Source organism: Polaribacter marinaquae, assembly GCF_038019025.1.
GTDB classification, from domain to species: domain Bacteria; phylum Bacteroidota; class Bacteroidia; order Flavobacteriales; family Flavobacteriaceae; genus Polaribacter; species Polaribacter marinaquae.
On sequence record NZ_CP150496.1, the window covers coordinates 1,784,074 to 1,805,456 of the forward strand.

The 21,383-nt window shown below is 29.8% G+C and carries 15 protein-coding genes; 6 read left to right on the forward strand and 9 right to left on the reverse strand.

The window, feature by feature from the left end; all coding sequences use genetic code 11:
- Positions 1-41 precede the first annotated feature (41 nt).
- Both WG950_RS08165 and uvrC read right to left on the reverse strand, forming a co-directional pair.
- The gene (locus WG950_RS08165) at positions 42-2,240 is read right to left on the reverse strand and encodes a patatin-like phospholipase family protein (protein ID WP_340931557.1); all 2,199 of its coding nucleotides are present in this window, start codon (positions 2,238-2,240) and stop codon (positions 42-44) included.
- A 2-nt stretch (positions 2,241-2,242) separates the two neighbouring features.
- Complete coding sequence (gene uvrC / locus WG950_RS08170; RefSeq protein ID WP_340931558.1) at positions 2,243-4,036, reverse strand: excinuclease ABC subunit UvrC; 1,794 nt, start codon at positions 4,034-4,036, stop codon at positions 2,243-2,245.
- Between the two features lie 183 nt (positions 4,037-4,219).
- Between uvrC and WG950_RS08175 the strand changes: the two genes are divergently transcribed.
- From WG950_RS08175 to WG950_RS08200, 6 genes are all read left to right on the forward strand, one after another.
- Positions 4,220-4,618 carry a hypothetical protein gene (locus tag WG950_RS08175; RefSeq protein WP_340931559.1) on the forward strand — a complete coding sequence of 133 codons (399 nt, stop codon included), beginning with the start codon at positions 4,220-4,222 and terminating at the stop codon, positions 4,616-4,618.
- 1,424 nt (positions 4,619-6,042) lie between these two features.
- Complete coding sequence (locus tag WG950_RS08180; protein WP_079737946.1) at positions 6,043-6,834, forward strand: sensor histidine kinase; 792 nt, start codon at positions 6,043-6,045, stop codon at positions 6,832-6,834.
- 12 nt (positions 6,835-6,846) lie between these two features.
- Positions 6,847-7,527, forward strand: coding sequence for a response regulator transcription factor (locus WG950_RS08185; protein ID WP_340931562.1), 681 nt, complete (start codon positions 6,847-6,849; stop codon positions 7,525-7,527).
- Positions 7,528-7,652: 125 nt separating this feature from the next.
- Positions 7,653-8,246: a phage tail protein gene (locus WG950_RS08190; RefSeq protein WP_422894382.1), complete on the forward strand. Its 594-nt coding sequence runs from the start codon at positions 7,653-7,655 to the stop codon at positions 8,244-8,246.
- A 119-nt stretch (positions 8,247-8,365) separates the two neighbouring features.
- Positions 8,366-12,241, forward strand: a complete 3,876-nt coding sequence (locus WG950_RS08195; RefSeq protein ID WP_340931564.1) for a T9SS type A sorting domain-containing protein — start codon at positions 8,366-8,368, stop codon at positions 12,239-12,241.
- Between the two features lie 27 nt (positions 12,242-12,268).
- Positions 12,269-12,445, forward strand: a complete 177-nt coding sequence (locus tag WG950_RS08200) for a hypothetical protein (protein WP_340931566.1) — start codon at positions 12,269-12,271, stop codon at positions 12,443-12,445.
- A gap of 47 nt (positions 12,446-12,492) precedes the next feature.
- Here the strand turns inward: WG950_RS08200 and WG950_RS08205 are convergent, their stop codons facing one another.
- From WG950_RS08205 to WG950_RS08235, 7 genes are all read right to left on the reverse strand, one after another.
- Positions 12,493-13,098: a DUF4230 domain-containing protein gene (locus WG950_RS08205; protein WP_340931569.1), complete on the reverse strand. Its 606-nt coding sequence runs from the start codon at positions 13,096-13,098 to the stop codon at positions 12,493-12,495.
- 31 nt (positions 13,099-13,129) lie between these two features.
- On the reverse strand, positions 13,130-13,747 hold the full coding sequence (locus WG950_RS08210) for a lipoprotein signal peptidase (protein ID WP_340931571.1): 618 nt from the start codon (positions 13,745-13,747) through the stop codon (positions 13,130-13,132).
- 42 nt (positions 13,748-13,789) lie between these two features.
- Positions 13,790-14,434 (reverse strand): hypothetical protein, encoded by a 645-nt coding sequence (locus tag WG950_RS08215; RefSeq protein WP_340931573.1) that lies wholly within the window; start codon positions 14,432-14,434, stop codon positions 13,790-13,792.
- A gap of 57 nt (positions 14,435-14,491) precedes the next feature.
- Entirely contained in the window at positions 14,492-14,869 is a 378-nt protein-coding gene (locus tag WG950_RS08220; RefSeq protein WP_077810847.1) for a TraR/DksA family transcriptional regulator, read from the reverse strand.
- A gap of 4 nt (positions 14,870-14,873) precedes the next feature.
- A complete protein-coding gene (gene ileS / locus WG950_RS08225) occupies positions 14,874-18,350 on the reverse strand; it encodes an isoleucine--tRNA ligase (protein WP_340931574.1) in 3,477 nt (1,158 codons plus the stop codon).
- A 113-nt stretch (positions 18,351-18,463) separates the two neighbouring features.
- A complete protein-coding gene (locus tag WG950_RS08230; RefSeq protein ID WP_340931575.1) occupies positions 18,464-20,437 on the reverse strand; it encodes an OmpA family protein in 1,974 nt (657 codons plus the stop codon).
- Positions 20,438-20,453: 16 nt separating this feature from the next.
- Positions 20,454-21,371 carry a PorP/SprF family type IX secretion system membrane protein gene (locus tag WG950_RS08235; protein ID WP_079737939.1) on the reverse strand — a complete coding sequence of 306 codons (918 nt, stop codon included), beginning with the start codon at positions 21,369-21,371 and terminating at the stop codon, positions 20,454-20,456.
- Positions 21,372-21,383 lie beyond the last annotated feature (12 nt).

The window sequence follows — 21,383 nt, forward strand, 5'->3', positions numbered from 1 at the left end:
TTTTTAATTCAGGTTTTTTTTATTCAATTTTTAATTTTCTGTTAAAACCAAAAACCTAGATTAAACAACCATTGCCCGTCTGTATGATCTGGTGTCCAACTATATTTTATTTCGATAGGCCCTAAAAAAGAATCGTAACTATAACCAACGGCATAACCAGATTTGATATTTTTAAATAAATCTAGATCTTCAAAAACATTATCCTCTAATCTAGCATAATTGGCTATCAAAGAAAAGTAATGAGAATCGCCTACCTTGTATCTAAAATCGAATTGAGATTTTATAAAAGAGTTATTAGATAAATCTGCCAATTCATATCCATATAAAGACACAAAAGTATTTATGTAATTTTGATTGTAACCACCTAGGTAAAAATCAAAAATATTAGAATTAGGATTCCCAATAGTAAAACCAGCTTCATTAGTATTTTGAAAAGTTAATTTATCAAAAAAAGTTGTTGTAAAACCAACAGTTCCTTTTGCTTGCGAAAACATCTTAAAGTCGTTATTATAATCTGTTGATGCGATGTACCATTTAAAATTTAAATCAGCAAAATACCCCTTGGTTACAAAGTATTTTTTATCATATGTGTCTAGTTTTATATATCCGAAGGCATTAAAGTAATTACTTCTATCAATAATAGTTTCTGGTGTATCATTAGTAGATAATGTTTCTGTTGATGCTTTTAACCATTTATGTTCTGCACCTACACCTAAAGCAAATTTTCTATTAAATGTAGTCTGAAAAAAGGCTTGATTGGTAATATCTGTATAACTTAAATTGATACTACTTACGTTGGGTAAATCTGATACTTGATTATATTTCGAATTACTTCTAAAGTGATTGTAACGAGATCTAAACCCATAACTTATATAAAAACCATTATCTACAAAATAATTTAAATTGTATCTTAAATTATCACCTAAAATCATGTCTAAAGAAAACAAATCGTTTTTTTTAAGTAAATGTTTCTGGTTATAACTAGCCAAAACACTCGACTTATATAACAAGTCGTAATGTACACCTAACTTTAAGTTTGCATTTTCGTTAGATTCTTTTAACTTAAAGTCTAACAAATAACTTCCGTCTACTTTTTTAATTAAATTATATTCTATTCGGTTATAATTTCTTGTTGCAGAAAGCAAATAAATCTTCTTTGTAATGTCGTTTCTAGATAAACTATCTCCATTTTTTATATTTAGTTTTCCCAAAACAAATGCTCTGGTATAATAAGAAGCTCCATCAATTCCAATATCAGAAATTAATAACTTTTCTGTGCTAAATTCTAAGTTTTTTCTTTTCTTTTTTGTTTGTTGTTTGGCCGCAATTTCATCAAAAACCTTTGCATATTTAGATGCTTCGATAACACCTTTTTTTAAAATTTCTTCTTTTTTATCAAAATCTACAACTGTATAATTATAAATTTCTGGATGAATATAAACATCTAACTTTTTTACCTCTTCATCAGATTTACTATACATTTTATAGCTCATAATCTGGTTTAATAAAGCAACAACAGAGTTTATTTTATCTTTCTGAAATAGTTTGCCTTCTACATCTACGCCAATCACAATATCCATTCCTTTTTGCTTTAAAATACTCACAGGAAAATTATTTGCAATACCACCATCAATTAACAGCTTATCATAAATCTCTACAGGATTTAAAAGTGAAGGAAAAGAACCACTTGCTCTTAAAGCTAATGGTAAAGAGCCTTTTTCTAAAATTACTGGCGATCCGTTTTCTACATCTGTTGCAATACAAAAAAACGGAATTGAAAGTTTAGAGAAATCTTGATTGCCATCTACAGAATCGAAAAGTTCTAACAATAAGTTTAATACATTTTGTCCTTTAGAAATTGCTCTTGGCAAACCTATTTTACCTTTGTTAACCGGCAGCGTAACTACAGATTTTTCACCATATTCTTTCTCGAAAAAGGTTTCTGAACTTCTAGGTAATCGGTCTCTTAACAGCGTTAAGAAATCTGTTTTTAGAATAATTTCTTCTATTTGATTTGCAGAATAACCAGCGGCATACAAACCACCAACAATTGCGCCCATACTTGTACCGCCAACATAATCTATTTGTATGCCAGCTTTATCAATTGCTTTTAAAACGCCAATATGAGCAAAACCTTTGGCACCTCCTCCGCTTAAAACCAATCCTACTTTTGGTTGTTTACTTTGCGTATAAATACTTAAGGTGATAAGAGAAACAAAAAAAAGTAGTTTTATTTTCATGATTATTGTTTGTGATAATAATTGTAGACTTTTAAAGCTCTAGAATTACCAATTGTAGCTTTTAAATCTTCTAGAGAAGCATCTTTTACACGTTTTGCCGATTTAAATTTACGCAATAATGTAGTAATTGTTTGTTTACCAATATCCGGAATTTGTTCTAACTCAGATTTTATAGCACTTTTACTTCGTTTATTTCTGTGAAATGTTATTCCGAATCTGTGCGCCTCATTTCTTAAATACTGCGTAATCTTTAAGGTTTCAGATTTTTTATCTAAATATAATGGTATTGGATCATCTGGATAATAAATTTCTTCTAATCTTTTAGCGATACCTATTATGGCAATTTTACCACGCAAACCTAAAACCTCTAAACTTTTTAATGCTGATGAAAGTTGTCCTTTACCACCATCTACAATAATTAATTGTGGTAACGGTTTGTCTTCTTCTAGCAAACGTTTGTACCTTCTAAAAACAACTTCTTCCATAGAACCAAAATCGTCTGGCCCAACAACAGTTTTTATATTGTAATGTCTGTATTCTTTTTTACTTGGTTTACCATCTCTAAAAACAACACACGCAGCAACTGGGTTTGTACCTTGTATATTCGAATTATCGAAACATTCTATATGACGAGGCTCTACAGAAAGGCGTAAATCTTTTTTCATTTGCGCCATTATTCTTTTTGTATGCCTTTCTGGATCTACAATCTGAACCTGTTTAAATTGCTCTTGTCTATAATATTTTGCATTTCTTTGAGACAGCTCTACAATACGTTTTTTATCGCCTAATTTAGGAATTGTAACTTTCAAATTTTCGCCTAAATCTACTTTAAAAGGCACATAAATTTCTGGTGATTGCGATTCGAAACGTTGTCTAATTTCTACAATAAATAATTCTAATAATTCTTTATCTGTTTCGTCTAACTTCTTTTTAATTTCTGTGGTATGTGACTGTATAATCGATCCGTTAGAAATTTTTAAAAAATTAGCATAACCATGGGTTTCATCAGAAATAATAGAAAATACATCTACATTATTTATCGACGGATTTATAATAGTACTTTTAGATTGATAATTGCTAAGTAAGTCTAATTTTTCTTTAATTTTTTGCGCCTCTTCAAACTCCATGTTTTCAGCAAAATTTAACATCATTCTATTAAATTTCTCTAGGCTTTCTTTAAAATTACCTTTTATTATGTTTCGAATTTCTTTTATAGACTCGTTATAATTTGTTTCGGTTTGCAAAGCTTCACAAGGGCCTTTACAGTTTTTTAAATGATATTCTAAACAAACCTTATATTTGCCTTCATTTATATTCTGATGACTTAAATCGTAATTACATGTTCTTAAAGGATATAATTCTTTTATTAAGTCTAATAAAACTCTTACTGTTCTTATAGAGGTGTATGGCCCGTAATATTCAGACCCGTCTTTTATAACTCTACGTGTCATAAAAACTCTAGGAAAACGCTCTTTTTTTATACACAACCAAGGGTAACTTTTATCATCCTTTAGTAAAACATTATAGCGAGGTTTATATTTTTTTATCAGATTGTTTTCTAATAATAAAGCATCTGTTTCTGTATTTACAACAATGTGTTTTATACGAACAATCTTTTTTACTAGAACTCTTGTTTTACCGCTATCGTGGTTTTTATTAAAGTAAGAAGCAACTCTTTTTTTTAGGTTTTTAGCTTTACCAACATAAATAATTACATCATTTTTATCAAAATATTGATAAACACCAGGTTCTTTTGGTAAGGTTTTTATTTGAAGCTCTAAAGAAGGTATAGACATAGCACGAAAATACCAATTTTTAGTACATATTTAAGAATGTATTACTAGATTATTTTTTAACACTTAACAAGTATAAACACCTAATTTTTAGTAATTAGTTAATAGTTAACACACAAGTTTACATTATTTTACATATTTTTATTGCCTAACCAAACTTAATATTAACACTTAAATTAACTACAAATGTCAACGAAACCAAACGACATACCAAAACCAAACCCAAGAAACACTATTAGTTTAAAAATTGCAAAAGACTGGGCTAAAAGATGGCGTAAACTAGAAAGCAGCTACAACAATTATAATGATTGTAGAGCATTTAACATTCCTTTAAAAGATTTACAAGAAGTTATAGATGAAGGCGCAGCAAGCGTTAGAGCATACATTGGCGTAGAAAAAACAATGGTTGATGGAGAAAAAGTATACATCGAAAAATTAATGATGGTTGGTGTAGACAAAAATGGAAAAGATATGATTTCTTCTAAAGACGGACTTACTTTAGATGATGAAGGTGGAAATATTTATGACTTCTCTGAACCTTGCCCAAATGTTTGTGATGAAGAAAGTCCTTTAAATGGAGGTTGATAAATTTATTACAGAGCTAGGTATTTATATTTTATTACTTAACACTGTATTATTTATAACTAGTTATAACAAGAAATACAAAGCACTAAAATACTTTATTATGTATTTGGTGCTTTGTTGCGTTATTCAAAAAATATCAAGTGATATTAGCGCAAAAGGTGATAATAATTTATACTTAAGCCATTATTTTTTTACTGGGCAATTTATTTTTCTAAGTCTTTTTTTTTCAAAAATACTTGAGTTTAAAAAAGTAGCTAAATTTATTTTAGGCTTTACTATTGCTCTTACGGTTATTATTATAACATATTTTTATTTACACGAAGAAGCTTATCGAAAATGGAGTGAATTCGAAATTGTTTTAACCTCAACACCTCTTCTAGTATATAGTTTTCTGTATTTTTTAAAAAAGATAGAAGTAAGTACAAGTAAAAGGTTTATCTATTTTAATTCTGGCTTCTTTGTTTATACACTTTGTAGTACACTTATTTTTTTGTTAGGTAACCTTGGTACTAAACACATTAAATCATATGTTTGGGATATTAATCAACTGCTGTATTTATTTTTTCAAATGGCAGTTTTAATAGAATGGATTAAAAACTTTAGAAAACAATTTTTATTTCGTTTCAATAAGAATAAAATCTAATCGCAGCATTTTACAATCTTAACAATTTATATGGATTCAATTTTTATAGTAAGAAAAAGCCTCATTTACTTAGGTTACGTTGTTTTATTTATAAATGTTATTCTGTATAGTATAACGTATAAGCAAAAATCTATTGCCTATAAATATTTGTATTTCTTTTTACTGTTAAGTTTAATCATTCAAATTATTAGTTCTTATTTAGCTTTTAAAAAAATTAATAATTTATTTTTCTTTCATGTATTTACCATTGGTCAATATATTTTAATGAGTTTGTTTTTTAGTACAGTTTTAACCAATCAAGTAATAAAAACAATCTTAAAATATAGCTGTGTAATTTTACCAATAACACTTATTGTAGTTTTTTGCTTTAAACCTGATTTGCTATTTCGGTTTAATAGTATAGAAATTCTTGTATTTTCAATTCCTTTAATCATTTCTAGTTTTGTTTTTTTTATCGAAAAAATTGATTCTAAAAACAAAAAGTACATCTACTTTAATTCAGGTTTTTTCTTATACCTAATTTGTAGTACCTTATTGTTTTCTGCAGGTAATATTCAAACGACAACCACACGTTTATTGTGGTTATTAAACTCTTTTATTTACTTATGTTATCAAGTTTTGATTGTAGTAGAATGGAATAAAATTTTTAGAAAAAACAAAAAACTAGAGCAACAAGTATAAATACCTGTTTTTTATCTTAGGTTTTTTATATCGCTAATTTTCAACTATTTTTAAATAAAAATTTTTCCTTAATTTCGTTTTTACTTTTCAAAAACCCCTTATGGAAGAATTCTTTGCTAAAGAAGATCAAGTGATTGTTATTGTACTAATAGGTGTTTTATTACTCCTCTTAATGGGAGCTGCCCTACTTTTATTTTTCTTTTTCTCAAGAAAAAAAATAGTAGCAAAAGAGTTAGAGAAAAAAACTTTGCAAATAAACCATCAAAAAGAAATAATACAATCTATAATAGTAACGCAAGAAGAAGAACGCAAAAGAATTGCACAAGATTTACATGACGATATTAGTTCTAAGCTAAATGTTATCAATTTAAACGCAAATCTTTTAAAAGACGGAGAATTAAGCCCAGAAGAATACTTATTTGTTAACGAAGGTATTTTAGATGTAACAGATAAAACTCTAGAAAGCGCTAGAAAAATTGCACACAATCTTTTGCCTCCAATTTTGGCTCAGTTTGGTTTAAAAGACGCCATAGAAGAACTGGCAGACAGCTTTAATAATAGTAGAAAAATTAATATTGATTATAAAATTTTATATCCAAAGAAACATTTATCACCACAAAATGAATTGCATTTATTTAGAATTACCCAAGAGCTAATTAACAACTCTGTTAGACATGGTAAAGCTAGAAATTGTACCATCAAAATTAATTATAACAGTAACAAATTATATTTTGATTATGCAGATGACGGTATAGGTTTTAATTCTGAAAACATAGAAAATAAAAAAGGCCTCGGCATTAAAAATATAGAAAGTAGAGTGTCTTTATTAAATGGTCAATTTCAATTAAAAAGTAAACAAAACGAAGGTTTTAAGATTTTAATTACAATATAATACCCTAAAGTTATGAGTAAAATTAACATAGTAATAGCAGATGACGAAGAACTTTTTAGAAAAGGCATGCGTTTTCTATTAGAAAGAGAACCTAATTTTAATGTTGTTTCTGAAGCCGGTAATGGTGAAGAATTACTTAATTTTATTCATACAACAGAAGAGTTTCCTGATGTGATTTTAATGGATTTAAAAATGCCAGAGATGAATGGTATAGAAGCTACCAAAGCCATACATAAATCGCATCCAAACATTAAAATTATAGCTTTAACAAGTTACGATGGTAAATCTTTTATAACAAACATGATCGATGTTGGCGCATCTTCTTACTTGCTAAAAAACACCAATCCAAAAACTGTAATACATACCATAAACGAAGTTTTTAGTAAAGGATTTTTCTATGATGAAAAAGTACTTAAAATAATACACGAAAACATAATTTCTTCGAGTGGTAAACGTATTAAAAGCGATTTAGATAAAAACTTACTATCTAAACGAGAATTAGAAGTTTTAGAACTTATTTGCGAGCAATTTACAACTGCAGAAATTGCAGAAAAACTTTTTATAAGTCCAAGAACTGTAGAAGGCCACAGAAATAACTTATTACTAAAAACACAATCTAAAAACGTGGCTGGTTTGGTAATTTATGGTATTCAGAAAAAACTGATAGAAATTACTCCAGATTTTAATTTATAATATAAAAACAAGTATAAATACCTGTTTTTTTACAAGAGTGCTTTCGCCCTTAATTAGAGCCACATTAATTAGTATGTTTGTTATCAATATTTTAACCAAACTAAAACTTTATTATTATGGCAGCAATAGACCCATTATTAGGATCAATTAGTATGTTCGCAGGTAACTTCGCCCCAAGAGGTTGGGCACTATGCCAAGGACAATTATTATCAATTGCACAAAACTCAGCTTTATTCTCAATTTTAGGAACCACTTATGGTGGAGACGGTAGAACAAGTTTTGCATTACCAGATTTACGTGGTAGAGCACCTGTTAGTTCTGGTAGAGGACCAGGACTGTCTGACAGAAGACTAGGATCTAGAAGCGGACAAGAAGTTCATACATTAACAACTCTTGAAATGCCTTCTCATAATCATTTAACTAGTAATACTGCTGCGGATCAACATGTTCTTTTAAGTACTGCACCTGCCGTAAATGAAACTCCAGCAGCTGGAGATATACCTGCTGCCCCACAATTTGGTAGTGGCTTAAACACTACTAAAGTAAAAGCTTTTGGCCCACCAACGAATGGAAACGTTGTAAATGGACAAACATTAAGCAATAATGCTGGACTAACCGTTTTAAACAATGGAGGTAGCCAACCACACAATAACATGCAACCTTATTTAACCATTAATTATATTATTGCTTTACAAGGTGTTTTTCCTTCTAGAAGCTAAGAGTATTAAATTACAATAATCTAAAACTTTTGTGTAAAGTAAAATTTATACGAAAGTTTTACTATTTTTTTATTAACCACCTCTATATCAACATAAAAACCATAATTAAAAAGAATCCTATGCAACAACTTTACAATTATTTATTTTTGAATAGTAAAAACATACAGTATCGTAAAATATTCTCCTTAACTATATTTCTAGTCTTTTTTTCCAATATAACCTACTCACAAACTTTTGATATTTCGGATGCTACTACTACGGATAACACAAGTGGGGCTAATCCTAAAACAGTAGTAGAAACTTTATCTGGTACCACAATGACTGTTAGAATACAAAACTCGAACAGTTCTAACCCAGATCAAACTTCCTATCTTAATTCTGCTGGCTTAGGTGGAGCATTAGGAACTACAAATGGAGCTGTATTTCATAGTGTATCTGCAGAAACTGGTGCTATGACTATTACATTTAATCAAGCAGTTAATGTAACTGATTTAAAGATGGCTAGTACTGCTAATACAGAATCCAGAATTTGGACATTCACTCCAACTGGTGGAAGTAATACAGTTGTTACTACAGCAAATTCTAACTTTAGTGGAAATGCATTTAACATAACATTAAATTGGACTTCAGTAACTGAAATTACAATTACATCTAATTACACAACATCAGAACAATTTGTTTTAGATAGTGTAACACTTGGTTCACCTAATACCGCACCAATAATTGCTGGCACATCAGCAAATCAAACAGTAAATGATAATAACACAATAACTCCTTTTTCTTCAATAACAACTACAGATGCTGATGGGGATAATTTAACAGCTACTATTACTTTAGATAATAATGCTAAAGGTGTAATAAACGGTGCAGATTCTTTTAACGGCGCATCGTACATAATGAATAATAGAGGGTTTACAGCAATGCAAACCGCATTAAGAGCTTTATCTTTTAACCCTACAGATAACAGGTCTAGTACCTCAGAAACTACAACTTTTACTGTTGTTATTGATGATGGAACTGCTACTGATACTAATAATACAACTACAGTTATTTCAAATGCAGTAGCACCTGTTGTAAATCAAGTAAACTCTTTTACTGCTAACGGCACATATAGTGTTGGTAGTGATATAATAATTAGTGTTGCATTCTCTGAAAATGTTACTGTAACAGGTACACCTCAATTAACTTTAGAAACTGGTGGTATAGATAGAACTATAAATTATAATGGAACTGGTAGTGGAAGTAATACTCTTTTGTTTACTTATACTGTTCAATCTGGTGACACAAGTACAGATTTAGATTATTTGGCTACAAATTCTTTAACTGCTGGCACAAGTATTCTAGATGCAGGTGGTAAAAGCGCTATATTAACTTTACCAGCTCCTGGTGCAGTTAATTCTTTAGGTGCTATTAAAGCAATTGTTATTGATGGTCTTGCTCCTACAGTAACTAGTATAAGTTCTTCAACTGCTAATGGAAGCTATAAAGCTGGAGATAATATTGCAATTATAGTTTCATTTTCTGAAAGCGTAGCTGTTACAGGAACTCCACAAATTACTTTAGAAACTGGTACTACAGACAGAACCGTAAATTACACTTCTGGTAGTGGTTCAAATACATTAACTTTTAATTATACTGTACAAGCAGGTGATTTAAGTGCTGACTTAGATTATGTCGCTACTAATTCTTTAGCTTTAAACAGCGGAACAATTAGAGATGCTGCAGGAAATAATGCTACTTTAACATTACCAACTCCTGGTGCTGCAAATTCCTTAGGTAATAATAAAGCAATTGTTATTGATGGACTTGCACCTACAGTAACTAGTATAAGTTCTTCTACAGTAAATGGAAGCTATAAAGCTGGAGATAATATTGCAATTACAGTTTCATTTTCTGAAAGCGTAGCTGTTACAGGTACACCACAAATTACTTTAGAAACTGGTACTACAGACAGAACCGTAAATTACACTTCTGGTAGTGGTTCAAATACATTAACTTTTAATTATACTGTACAAGCAGGTGATGTAAGTGCTGACTTAGATTATGTCGCTAATAATTCTTTAGTTTTAAATAGCGGAACAATTAGAGATACTGCAGGAAATAATGCTACTTTAACATTACCAACTCCTGGTGCTGCAAATTCCTTAGGTAATAATAAAGCAATTGTTATTGATGGTGTTAATCCTACTGTAAACAGTGTTTCTGTTCCTGCAAATGCAACTTACACTTCAGGTCAAAACTTAGATTTTACAGTTAATTTAAGTGAAAATATAACAGTAAATACTACTGGTGGTTCTCCACAAATTGCAATTACAATTGGTTCAACTACTCAGCAAGCTGTTTATCAAAGCGGTTCAGGAACTAGTGCCTTACTTTTTAGATATACTGTTCAAGCAGGCGACTTAGATACTGATGGAATTGCAGTTGGAGCCTTAAATGCTAATAGCGGAACATTACAAGATAATGCTGGAAATAATGCGAACTTAACTTTGAATAGTATTGGTAGTACTGCAAATATCTATGTTGGAAACCCTACAATAACTTGGACAGGTACTTTAAGTAACGATTGGGCAACTGCAGGAAACTGGGATACGAATACTATACCAACCAGTGCTGCTAGTGTTGTAATTCCTAATACCGGAATCACAAATTACCCAACAATTTCTTCAGCAGTTACAGTAAACTCTATAAACATTGCTTCTGGTGCTACTTTAATTGCAAATGCAGCAGTAACAACAAATAATAAAGTAACTTATAGTAGAAATTTACCTACCACCAATTGGTATTTAGTTGGCGCACCTGTTTCAGGAGAAACGCAACAAGATATTATTGCAAATCATACATTTGCTACAGGTTCTGGTGCTAATTTAGGTATTGGCTTATATACAAACAATGCAGTCGATCCTTGGACATATGCTAATTTATCTTCTACCGGAAGTGTAGTTCCTGGTTATGGATTTTCTGTAAAATTAGCTGCACCTGGAGATGTATCTATTACAGGAAATTTAATTACTACTAATTATGGTCTTCCTGTAAGTACTGGTTCTAGAAATAATTTTAACTTATTAGGAAATCCATATACTTGTTATTTTAATTCTGCTGGTTTAGCTAGTGATAATTCGGTTATTAGTAATTCAACATTTTGGTTCTGGAATGGCACACAATACGTAACTCATAATAATGCTAACCCTATTGAAATTGCTCCTGCTCAAGGATTTTTTATAGAGGCAAATGCAAATGATAATGTTATCTTTTTCACAAATAAGCAGAGTCATCAAGGTACAGAAACATTTATGAAAGAAGCACCAAAACCTTCTTTTAAATTATTATTACAAAGTGAAGAAAATACCTCATCTACACAAGTATTTTATATAGATGGAAAAACAACAGGACACGATAATGGTTATGACTCTAAAATGTTTGGTGGTACTACTTATGATTTTGCAGTATTTACTGAATTAATAAGTGATAACAATGGCGAAAAATTAGCTATACAAACCTTACCAAACAATGATTTTGAAAACATGGTAATTCCTGTAGGTGTAATTTCTAAAGCTAATAAAACATTAACTTTTTCTGTAGAAAGTTTAAATATACCAGAAAGCATCAATGTTTTCTTAGAAGATAAAATAAACAATCGTTTTATCGATCTATCAAATGAAAATTACAAAATTACACTTGCAGAAGAAGTAAATGGTGTAGGTAAATTTTACATTCATACCAAATCTGCTAAATCTTTAAGTGCAGAAACTAATTTAAATCCAGATAATATTAGTGTTTTTAAAACAGATAATTCTAATTTAAGAGTTACAGGTTTACCAGAAGGAAATACAAAACTAACTATATTTAACATGTTGGGTAAAAAAGTTAAACAAGTATCTTTTAACTCTACTGGTGTTAAAAATATTTCTTTACCTAAATTAGCCTCTGGTGTATACTTAGTAAATATAAAAGCAAACAACAGCAAGGTTAACAAGAAAATAATTTTAGAATAATAACAGTAATTTTAAAGACAAGAAATCATGAAAGACACAAAGAAAAATCAAGATATTGCTCAAGAAATTACTAGAAAAGAAGCAATAAAAAAAATAGGTAATTATGGTAAATATGCTGCTTTAACAGCATTAGGAACATATATGATTTTAAACCCACAAAAATCTCAGGCACAAAGTCCAGAAGATCCAGGTGTTGGTTTTTAAACAATACTTTTTTCAGAAAAAACCGATACTAATTGTATCGGTTTTTTTTATTGCCTTAATTTTGTAAAACCATCCAACAAATTTTCTTTTGTATTATCTACAACTTGCCAATTATAAATTGCAGTTAGTTGATATATCTTAGACAATTCTTCTAAGAGTCTTTCTTTTGCTTTTTGTTTTAAAGCAGTTAATTCTATAGTTTCTTCTATTTTAAGAATACTATTTTTATTGATTTTATTTAAATCAGAATTTGAAAAGGAATTGAAACTACTTTGCTGTAAATCGAAATATTTAATGTCTGGAGAAATATTTACTTCTTCTTTCGGTATTTCATTGATGTAAATAGTCTTACCAATAGAATCTATTTGAAGTTCTAATTTAGATAAATCATAACCAACTTCTACCGAAGCAGTAACAGTTACAATAGCTTTTTTATCAAATGAAAGGTAATTGTAAAAATATTTTTTTGAGTCAGAATAATTATAAACTTCAGAAAAAATACCTTTAGAAACAACAAGTTTACTTAGGTTTTTGATAGAATTTACTACAACCTGAATTTCTTCTTTCTTAACGGTACTGTTCTCTTTTTTATACCACAATTTTGCAAGAATAAAACCCAAGAGAAACACCAAAGCATATTTTAGAAAACGCATTTTTAAATCTTTTTCTAAAGATACTAAAAGTTTAGTCTTTTACTGTTTGCTCTTCTTTTGGAAACGCTTGTTTACTAAAGATAAATAAAAGTGCTACACCTATGCTAATAAAAGCATCTGCAGGATTAAATATGTATTGAAAAAACGTAAAAAAATCTCCACCAATTACAGGAATCCATTCTGGTAAAGTTCCTTGCCAAATAGGAAAATAAAACATATCTACAACTTTACCGTAAAACAAGTTTCCGTAAGGTTTATCTGCAAATAATGTTGCTACTTGATGGTTAGAATGATCGAAAATAACACCATAAAAAACAGAATCTATAATATTACCTACTGCGCCAGAAAAAATTAATGAAATCGCAATAATTACACCGTTATGCACTTTTCTTTTGATATTACCAATTAACCAATAAATTATTGCAGAAACCGCCACCAATCTAAATAAGGTTAAAAATAGTTTACCGGCTTTACCGCCAAACTCGAAGCCCATTGCCATACCATTATTTTCTGTAAAATGAATTCGAAACCAATCGAAAACCAATACCTCTTCACCTAAAGCAAAGTTGGTTTTTACATAAATTTTAATAATTTGATCTAATAAAATAGCGATTACTATTGTAAATATTGCCAGTTTCTTTTTTGACATTTTTTTTAATTTGTGCTCACAAAAATAACAATATTATTGTCTTTATAAGTGCGTTAAGTAAATATTCCCTTTATTTGATGTAATAGTAAGTTTTTTAAAGTTTTTACTATTTAATTCCTGATATTCTTTTTGATAAAAAGCACTATCTATTTTTATCTTTCCGTTTTTAGAAACTACGTTTATAGTTGCGTTTTTTATCTTTCCAAAAACATTACCAGCATAAATTTTTAATTCTAAACCTTTTTGAATGGTATCTAATTTTACAATACCGTTTTCTAAAAATACTCTAAGGTTTCCTTTAAAACTTTTGCTATGTATATTAACATATTCACCAAAAATGGCAACATTTCTATTTTTTGGTATTTTTATGGTTGCGGATGCTCTTTTTAACCTTTCTGTAATGTATTTTCTAAAAACCGCTTCTGGTGTTTTTAAATCAGGAATTTTAAATTTAATTTCTAATTCTTTATTTTTCTCATCAACAATAATATGTTGTTTGTTTGGGTTTTCTGCATACAAGAAGATTTCTAAAAACTTAGAGTCTGAGTTTTCTAAAGTAAAGCTATCTAAGCCTTCCGTAGAAATTGCTACTGCTGTCGATGTACTTGTAATTTTTTTTAAAACCTTTTTTTGACAAACAGTAACCGAAGAAATAAAACTTAATAAAAGCAAAAAAATTGCGCGCATATTATTTAGTTTGTTAATTAAAAAAAGCTTTCAAGTTATTTGAAAGCTTTTTTTAAATTATTGTTTGCGTTTTGCCTCGATACTTAGTGTAGCATGTGGCACTAGCTTTAAACGTTCTTTTTGTATTAATTTACGCGTTACTCTGCAAATACCATACGTTTTATTTTCTATTCGAATTAAAGCATTTTTAAGATCTCTAATAAACTTTTCTTGCCTAATTGCTAATTGCACATTTGCTTCTTTGCTCATTACTTCAGAGCCTTCATCAAAAGATTTAAAAGAATGCGAAGTATCATCTGTACCATTACTAGCATCATTTTTATAAGAGCTTTCTAACAAAGCTAAATCTGCCTTTGCTCTGGCAATTTTCTTCTCTATAATCTCCTTAAATTCTTGTAAATCAGCATCTGAGTATTTTAACTTAACATCTGACATATTCTTACATTTTTTCTATTAATATTCTACTTTTAATGGTATCAAATTCAATTTCTGTACCATTAGTTAACTCGTCTACAAAAACCAATTCTTTGGTTAATGTTTCACTCATAATGTAGTCTTTATTATCTAAAATAGATTTTTGTAAGTTTTCGAAATTTAAAACCGTTAATTTTATTTTATCTGTTACTTCTAAACCTGTGTCTTTACGTGCATTCTGAATTCTATTTACCAACTCTCTGGCAACTCCTTCTTTACGTAACTCTTCCGTTATTGTAACATCTAAAGCAACTGTTAACGACCCCTCATTTGCAACCAACCAACCTTCTATATCTTTAGATGATATCTCTACATCTGAAAGTTCTAAAGTAATATTTTTTCCATTAACGTCAAGAGAAATGTTTTTATCTTTTTCTATTTTGTTAATATCTTCTTGGTTAAATTTTTGCACTTCTGCCGCAATAAAACGCATATCTTTACCAAATTTTGGCCCTAAAGCTTTAAAGTTTGGCTTAATTTGTTTGATTAAAATATCTGAAGCATCGTCTAAAATAGTAATCTCCTTTACGTTTACTTCATTTTTAATTAAGTTGGCTACTGCTAAGATTTCTTCTTTTTGTTGCGCAGTATCAACCGGAATCATAATTTTTTGTAATGGTTGACGCACTTTTATCTTTTCTTTTGCTCTTAATGATAAAACTAAAGAAGATATTGTTTGTGCATTTTCCATCTTACGTTCTAAACTCTTATCTACGAAGCTTTCGTCGAATTTTGGGAAATCTGATAAATGAATACTTTCTGATGATTCTTTACCTGTTACAGAATTTAAATCTTGATACAATCGATCCATAAAAAACGGAGCAATTGGCGCACTTAACTTAGCAATTGTATTCATACAAGTATACAATGTTTGATATGCAGAAATTTTATCTGTTTCGTAAGTTCCTTTCCAAAACCTTCTTCTACTTAAACGCACATACCAGTTACTTAAATAATCTTGTGTAAAGTCTGATATTGCTCTTGCAGCTCTTGTTGGCTCGTATTCTGAATAAAACTTATCTACTTTTGCAATTAATGTATGTAATTCAGATAAAATCCATCTATCTAATTCTGGTCTATTATCTAAAGCGATATCGTCTTCTTTGTATGCAAAACCATCAATATTTGTATATAAAGTAAAGAATGAATAGGTGTTGTAAAGTGTACCGAAGAATTTACGCTTCACCTCTTCTATACCGTCTAAATCAAATTTTAAATTGTCCCAAGGATTTGCATTAGAAATCATGTACCAACGTGTTGCATCTGCACCGTATGTTGATAATGTTGTAAAAGGATCTGTTGCATTACCTAAACGTTTAGACATTTTATGTCCGTTTTTGTCTAAAACTAATCCGTTAGAAACAACATTTTTATAAGCTACAGAATCAAAAACCATTGTTGCAATTGCATGTAACGTATAAAACCAACCTCTTGTTTGGTCTACTCCTTCTGCAATAAAGTCTGCCGGAAAAGATTCGTTACCATCAATTTTCTGTTTATTTTCGAACGGATAATGCCATTGAGCATAAGGCATAGAACCAGAATCGAACCAAACATCTATTAAATCGCTTTCTCTTTTCATTGGTTGCCCAGAAGCAGAAACTAAAGTAATTTGATCTACAATGTTTTTGTGTAAATCTAATTTCGCATAGTTTTCATCAGAATTGTTATCAACTTCAAAATCTTCGAAAATATCTTTTGCTAAAACGCCAGCTTCTATAGCTTTTGCCATTTCTTGTTTTAATTCTTTTACAGAACCAATACAAATTTCTTCTTTACCATCTTCTGTTCTCCAGATTGGTAACGGAATTCCCCAATAACGAGATCTAGATAAATTCCAATCGTTTGCATTTGCCAACCAATTACCAAAACGGCCAGTACCTGTAGATTCTGGTTTCCAATTAATGGTTTTGTTTAACGAGTGCATTTTATCTTTTACATCTGTTACTTTAATAAACCAAGAATCTAATGGATAATATAAAATTGGTTTATCTGTACGCCAGCAATTAGGATAACTATGTTTGTATTTTTCTACTTTAAAAGCTTTATTTTCATTCTTTAACTTTAGCCCTAAACGTTCATCTACAGATAAATATTTATCTTGATTTTTTAGAACTTCTGTTAAATTCTCTTTCTGAATTTTTAATTCTTCTTCTAAATCTTTTTCATTTAAATACTCTGCTTTTACATATTCTCCTGCAAAACCATAAATATCATCTTTAATTTCTTTTCTAAATCTACCTTGTAAATCTACTAAAGGAACTAAATTATCATTCTCGTCTTTTATTAATAAAGGCGGAATCTCTGGTGAAGCTTGTTTTGCTACTAAAGCATCATCGGCACCAAAAGTAGGTGCAGTATGTACAATACCTGTACCATCTTCTGTGGTTACAAAATCTCCAGAAATTATTCTAAAAGCGTCTTGTTTGTTTTCAAACTTACAACCGTAATCTAATAATTGCTCGTATTTAATACCAACTAAATCTTTACCAACAAATTCTTTAACAATGTAAAAAGGAATCTTTTTATCACCAGCATTGTATGCTTTTAACTCTTCTAATGTTTCAACTTCAACATTGTTTTTACCACCAAATTGTTTACCAACTAATTTCTTAGCCAACACAACTTTTGTTGGTTTAAATGTATACTGGTTATAAGTATCTACTAAAACGTATTCTATTTTTGGGCCAACAGTTAATGCTGTATTACTTGGCAATGTCCATGGTGTTGTTGTCCAAGCAATAAAGTTAATTGCACCTTCATTTTGTAAAAATTCTGGCAATGTACTTTCTATTGCTTTAAATTGTGCAACAATAGTTGTATCTGTTACATCTTGGTAAGTTCCGGGTTGATTTAACTCGTGAGAACTTAATCCTGTACCAGCTTTTGGCGAATATGGCTGTATTGTATATCCTTTGTAAATTAACTTTTTACTGTAGATTTCTTTTAACAACCACCAAACAGACTCCATATATTTAGGTTCGTAGGTAATGTATGGATCTTCCATATCTACCCAATAACCCATTTTCTGCGTTAAATCATTCCAAATATCTGTATAACGCATTACTGCTTTTCTACATGCCGCGTTATAATCTTCTACAGAAATCTTTTTACCAATATCTTCTTTTGTGATGCCTAACTCTTTTTCTACACCTAATTCTATAGGTAGACCATGCGTATCCCAACCAGCTTTTCGCTTCACTTGGTAACCTTTCATGGTTTTGTAACGTGGAAAAATATCTTTAATAGCACGTGCTAAAACATGGTGAACTCCTGGAAGACCATTTGCAGACGGTGGTCCTTCGAAGAATACAAAAGGTTCTGCACCTTCTCTTGTTGTTACACTTTTTTCAAATATGTTATTTTCTTCCCAGTAGTTAAGAATTTCTTCTGCAACTTTTGGTAAGTCAAGACCTTTATATTCAGGAAATTTCGCGCTCATTTTCTTTCTTTTCTTATAAGAATGCGAAATTAATCATTTTCTTGTAATTCTTAGATTTATGGCAAAAAAAAAGAGCCTAATTAAAGGCTCTTCTAATTTGTTTGTATTTTTAGCTACATTTTTATGATAACAAACTCTGTTCTTCTATTTGCTTGATGTTGTTCTTCTGAGCATTTAACAGTATTTGTATGGCTATTATTATCTACACAATTGTTAACCAATCTTGTTTCTCCGAAGCCTTTTCCAGAAATTCTATAATTAGAAATTCCTTTATTAATTATATAAGCTACAGAAGATTTTGCTCTTCTATCTGATAACGCTTCATTGTATGCTTCATTACCTCTAGCATCTGTATGAGAACTAGATCTAATTACTAGTTTTTCATATTTTTTCATGATTTTAACAATTTTATCTAACTCTATTGCAGCATCTTCTCTAATGTTAGATTTGTTATAATCAAAATAAATTGGTCTAATTTTAATTATCAATTCTCCTCTTTCGTTATAAGTAAAGTCTGATATAACTTTTAAATCAAAATCTAATTTTAAATCTACTGTTTTATCTGATGTAGTATCAAAAGATACAGTATCTGGTTGGGAATACTCTTTTGTTGCTTTTAAAGTATATTTTTTATTACATGGCAAGCTAAATGTAAATTTTGCATTTGCGTCTGCATAAATTTCTTCTATAATTTCGCCTTTATCGTCTTTTAAAACAAGCTTAGCGCCGGGTAAAATATTATGAAATTTCTTATCTTTTACAAAACCTGAAACAATTTGTACGCATGGTGTAAATTCTGGCTCGATAAGCGATTCTACAGCATAAATATCATCATCTCCTAAACCACCTTCTCTATTAGAAGATAAATATCCTTTTTTTGTAATTGAATTGATAGAAAAAGCAAAATCATCTAATTTAGAATTTACTGGTGCTTTTAAATTTTCTGGCTTGGTGTATGTTCCATTTTCTTTTTTTGTTGAAAAAATATCTAAAGCTCCTATACCAAAATGACCATCCGAAGAAAAATATAGTACATCGTCATCAGAAATAAAAGGAAACATTTCTCTACCTTCTGTATTTACGGTAGTTCCTAAATTCTGAACTTCGCCAAAGCCACCATTTTCTTTAATTTCTACCACATAAATATCTGTACCTCCAACTCCACCAGGCATATCAGAAACAAAATATAATTTTTTACCATCTTTACTAACAGATGGATGACCCACAGAATATTCGCTACTATTAAATGGTAATTCTACTACGTTATCCCATTTATTGTAGTTCCATTCTGCTTTTAAAATTTTTAAATTATTATACCCTTCTTTGTCAACTTTATATTTACCTGCTACATAATTGTTTCTTGTAAAATACATTGTTTTTTTATCCGGAGAAAAACTAACAGAAGATTCGTGATATTTAGAGTTTACCTCATCAGAAAACATTGGTCTCACTTCAGAATCATCTCCTTCTACAGTTGTAATTTTTTCTTTAACAACTTTAAAAATATCTAGAAAATATTTATCGTTTCTTGTATGGCTTCTTTTTACAAATAAATTTCTTTCTCTTGGTGAAGAAAATAAAATTGTATTACCGTAGTCAGTCACTCCAAAATCTGAATATTTTGTATTGATACTTCTTTGGTTAACTACTGTAAAATTTGGTTTTCCGTTTTTTAATTCATCTAAGGTTACTTCTTTGTTTGTAAAGTTTTCTCCTCTAGAATCATTTTGCTTTTGTTCATGAAATTTTTTCATCCATAAATTAGATGCATCAAATTTACCAACACTTCTTAAGGTTTGCGCATATCTAAAAATGTGCTCTGGGGATTGATTAGGGTACTTATTAAATAAACGCTCATAAGCACTCGAGGCATTTTGCATATTCACATTAAAATAATAACTATCTGCAAGTCTTTGCAAAACATGCTCTGTTGCATTTTCTGATGCTAATTTCTCATAAGCTTCTGCAGCAAAAACATAAGATAAGTTTTCAAAGTAAGTATCTGCTTTTTTAGTTTCTTTAGTTTGCCCAAGTATGGTTAAAGAACTAAATAAAAGTACGATTGTAATTTGTATTGTTTTTTTCATAATTGTTGTGTTAAAACTAAAAGAATCTTGGAGATTTAATTTTATTTCTTTCAAAATCGAAATTAAATAGCACAAAAACTTCATGCGAACCAGAGTTAAAATTACCCAAGTTTGTTAATGTATAATCATAAGCATAACCTATTCTTAAACTTTTTGATGCTCTTACATTTATTAATGCAGAAACAGATTCATCTAATCTGTAAGAAAGCCCAAATTCTAATTTGTCATATAAAAGTACATTTCCAGAAAAATCTATTGATAATGGTGCACCTTCTGCAGCCTTTACCATCGTAGATGGTTTTAATTTAACATCATCAGATAAATCGAAAACATAACCTGTTGTTAAAAAAAAGTGTTTTCTTTCTGATGCTCTTGTTACTTGACCACCTTCTTTTTCGAAATGAAATGTTTGTAAAAGATTTGGTATTGATAAACCTGCATAAAACTTATCGGTATAATAAAATGCACCTGCGCCTAAGTTTGGTAAAATTTTATTTGCATTCTGATTTATAAATGCTTGATCATTATCATTTACAGTGTTTAAACACGGCAAACAAACATTAAAAAACGTAAAGCCTGCTTTAATACCTAAAGCTAAATTTGCATTTTCACCCACTTTTAATGTGTAAGAAAAATCTCCGTATACATTTTGTTCTTCTACCGGACCTATTTCGTCTACAATAACAGAAAAGCCTAAACCAACATTTTTACCTACTGGAGAATTTATCCCTAATGTTAATGTTCTTGGTGCTCCGTCTATACCAACCCATTGTGATCTACCTAAAAGATTTACACTTAGAACATCATATGACCCAGCATAAGCTGGGTTTATGATATTCATGTTATACATATATTGTGTATACTGAGGGTCTTGTTGTGCTTTTACAGAAACAGTAAATAATAGCACTGTAATTATTACAATTAATTTTTTCATTTTTATTGCCTT

What these genes read in the sequence shown, in the direction of transcription:
- WG950_RS08205 (WP_340931569.1), bottom strand. Translation starts at nt 13,098, where the DNA reads ATGCGTTTTCTAAAATATGCTTTGGTGTTTCTCTTGGGTTTTATTCTT.
- WG950_RS08215 (WP_340931573.1), bottom strand. Translation starts at nt 14,434, where the DNA reads ATGCGCGCAATTTTTTTGCTTTTATTAAGTTTTATTTCTTCGGTTACT.
- WG950_RS08195 (WP_340931564.1), top strand. Translation starts at nt 8,366, where the DNA reads ATGCAACAACTTTACAATTATTTATTTTTGAATAGTAAAAACATACAG.
- WG950_RS08185 (WP_340931562.1), top strand. Translation starts at nt 6,847, where the DNA reads ATGAGTAAAATTAACATAGTAATAGCAGATGACGAAGAACTTTTTAGA.
- WG950_RS08165 (WP_340931557.1), bottom strand. Translation starts at nt 2,240, where the DNA reads ATGAAAATAAAACTACTTTTTTTTGTTTCTCTTATCACCTTAAGTATT.
- uvrC (WP_340931558.1), bottom strand. Translation starts at nt 4,036, where the DNA reads ATGTCTATACCTTCTTTAGAGCTTCAAATAAAAACCTTACCAAAAGAA.
- WG950_RS08220 (WP_077810847.1), bottom strand. Translation starts at nt 14,869, where the DNA reads ATGTCAGATGTTAAGTTAAAATACTCAGATGCTGATTTACAAGAATTT.
- WG950_RS08180 (WP_079737946.1), top strand. Translation starts at nt 6,043, where the DNA reads ATGGAAGAATTCTTTGCTAAAGAAGATCAAGTGATTGTTATTGTACTA.
- WG950_RS08200 (WP_340931566.1), top strand. Translation starts at nt 12,269, where the DNA reads ATGAAAGACACAAAGAAAAATCAAGATATTGCTCAAGAAATTACTAGA.
- ileS (WP_340931574.1), bottom strand. Translation starts at nt 18,350, where the DNA reads ATGAGCGCGAAATTTCCTGAATATAAAGGTCTTGACTTACCAAAAGTT.
- WG950_RS08230 (WP_340931575.1), bottom strand. Translation starts at nt 20,437, where the DNA reads ATGAAAAAAACAATACAAATTACAATCGTACTTTTATTTAGTTCTTTA.
- WG950_RS08175 (WP_340931559.1), top strand. Translation starts at nt 4,220, where the DNA reads ATGTCAACGAAACCAAACGACATACCAAAACCAAACCCAAGAAACACT.
- WG950_RS08235 (WP_079737939.1), bottom strand. Translation starts at nt 21,371, where the DNA reads ATGAAAAAATTAATTGTAATAATTACAGTGCTATTATTTACTGTTTCT.
- WG950_RS08210 (WP_340931571.1), bottom strand. Translation starts at nt 13,747, where the DNA reads ATGTCAAAAAAGAAACTGGCAATATTTACAATAGTAATCGCTATTTTA.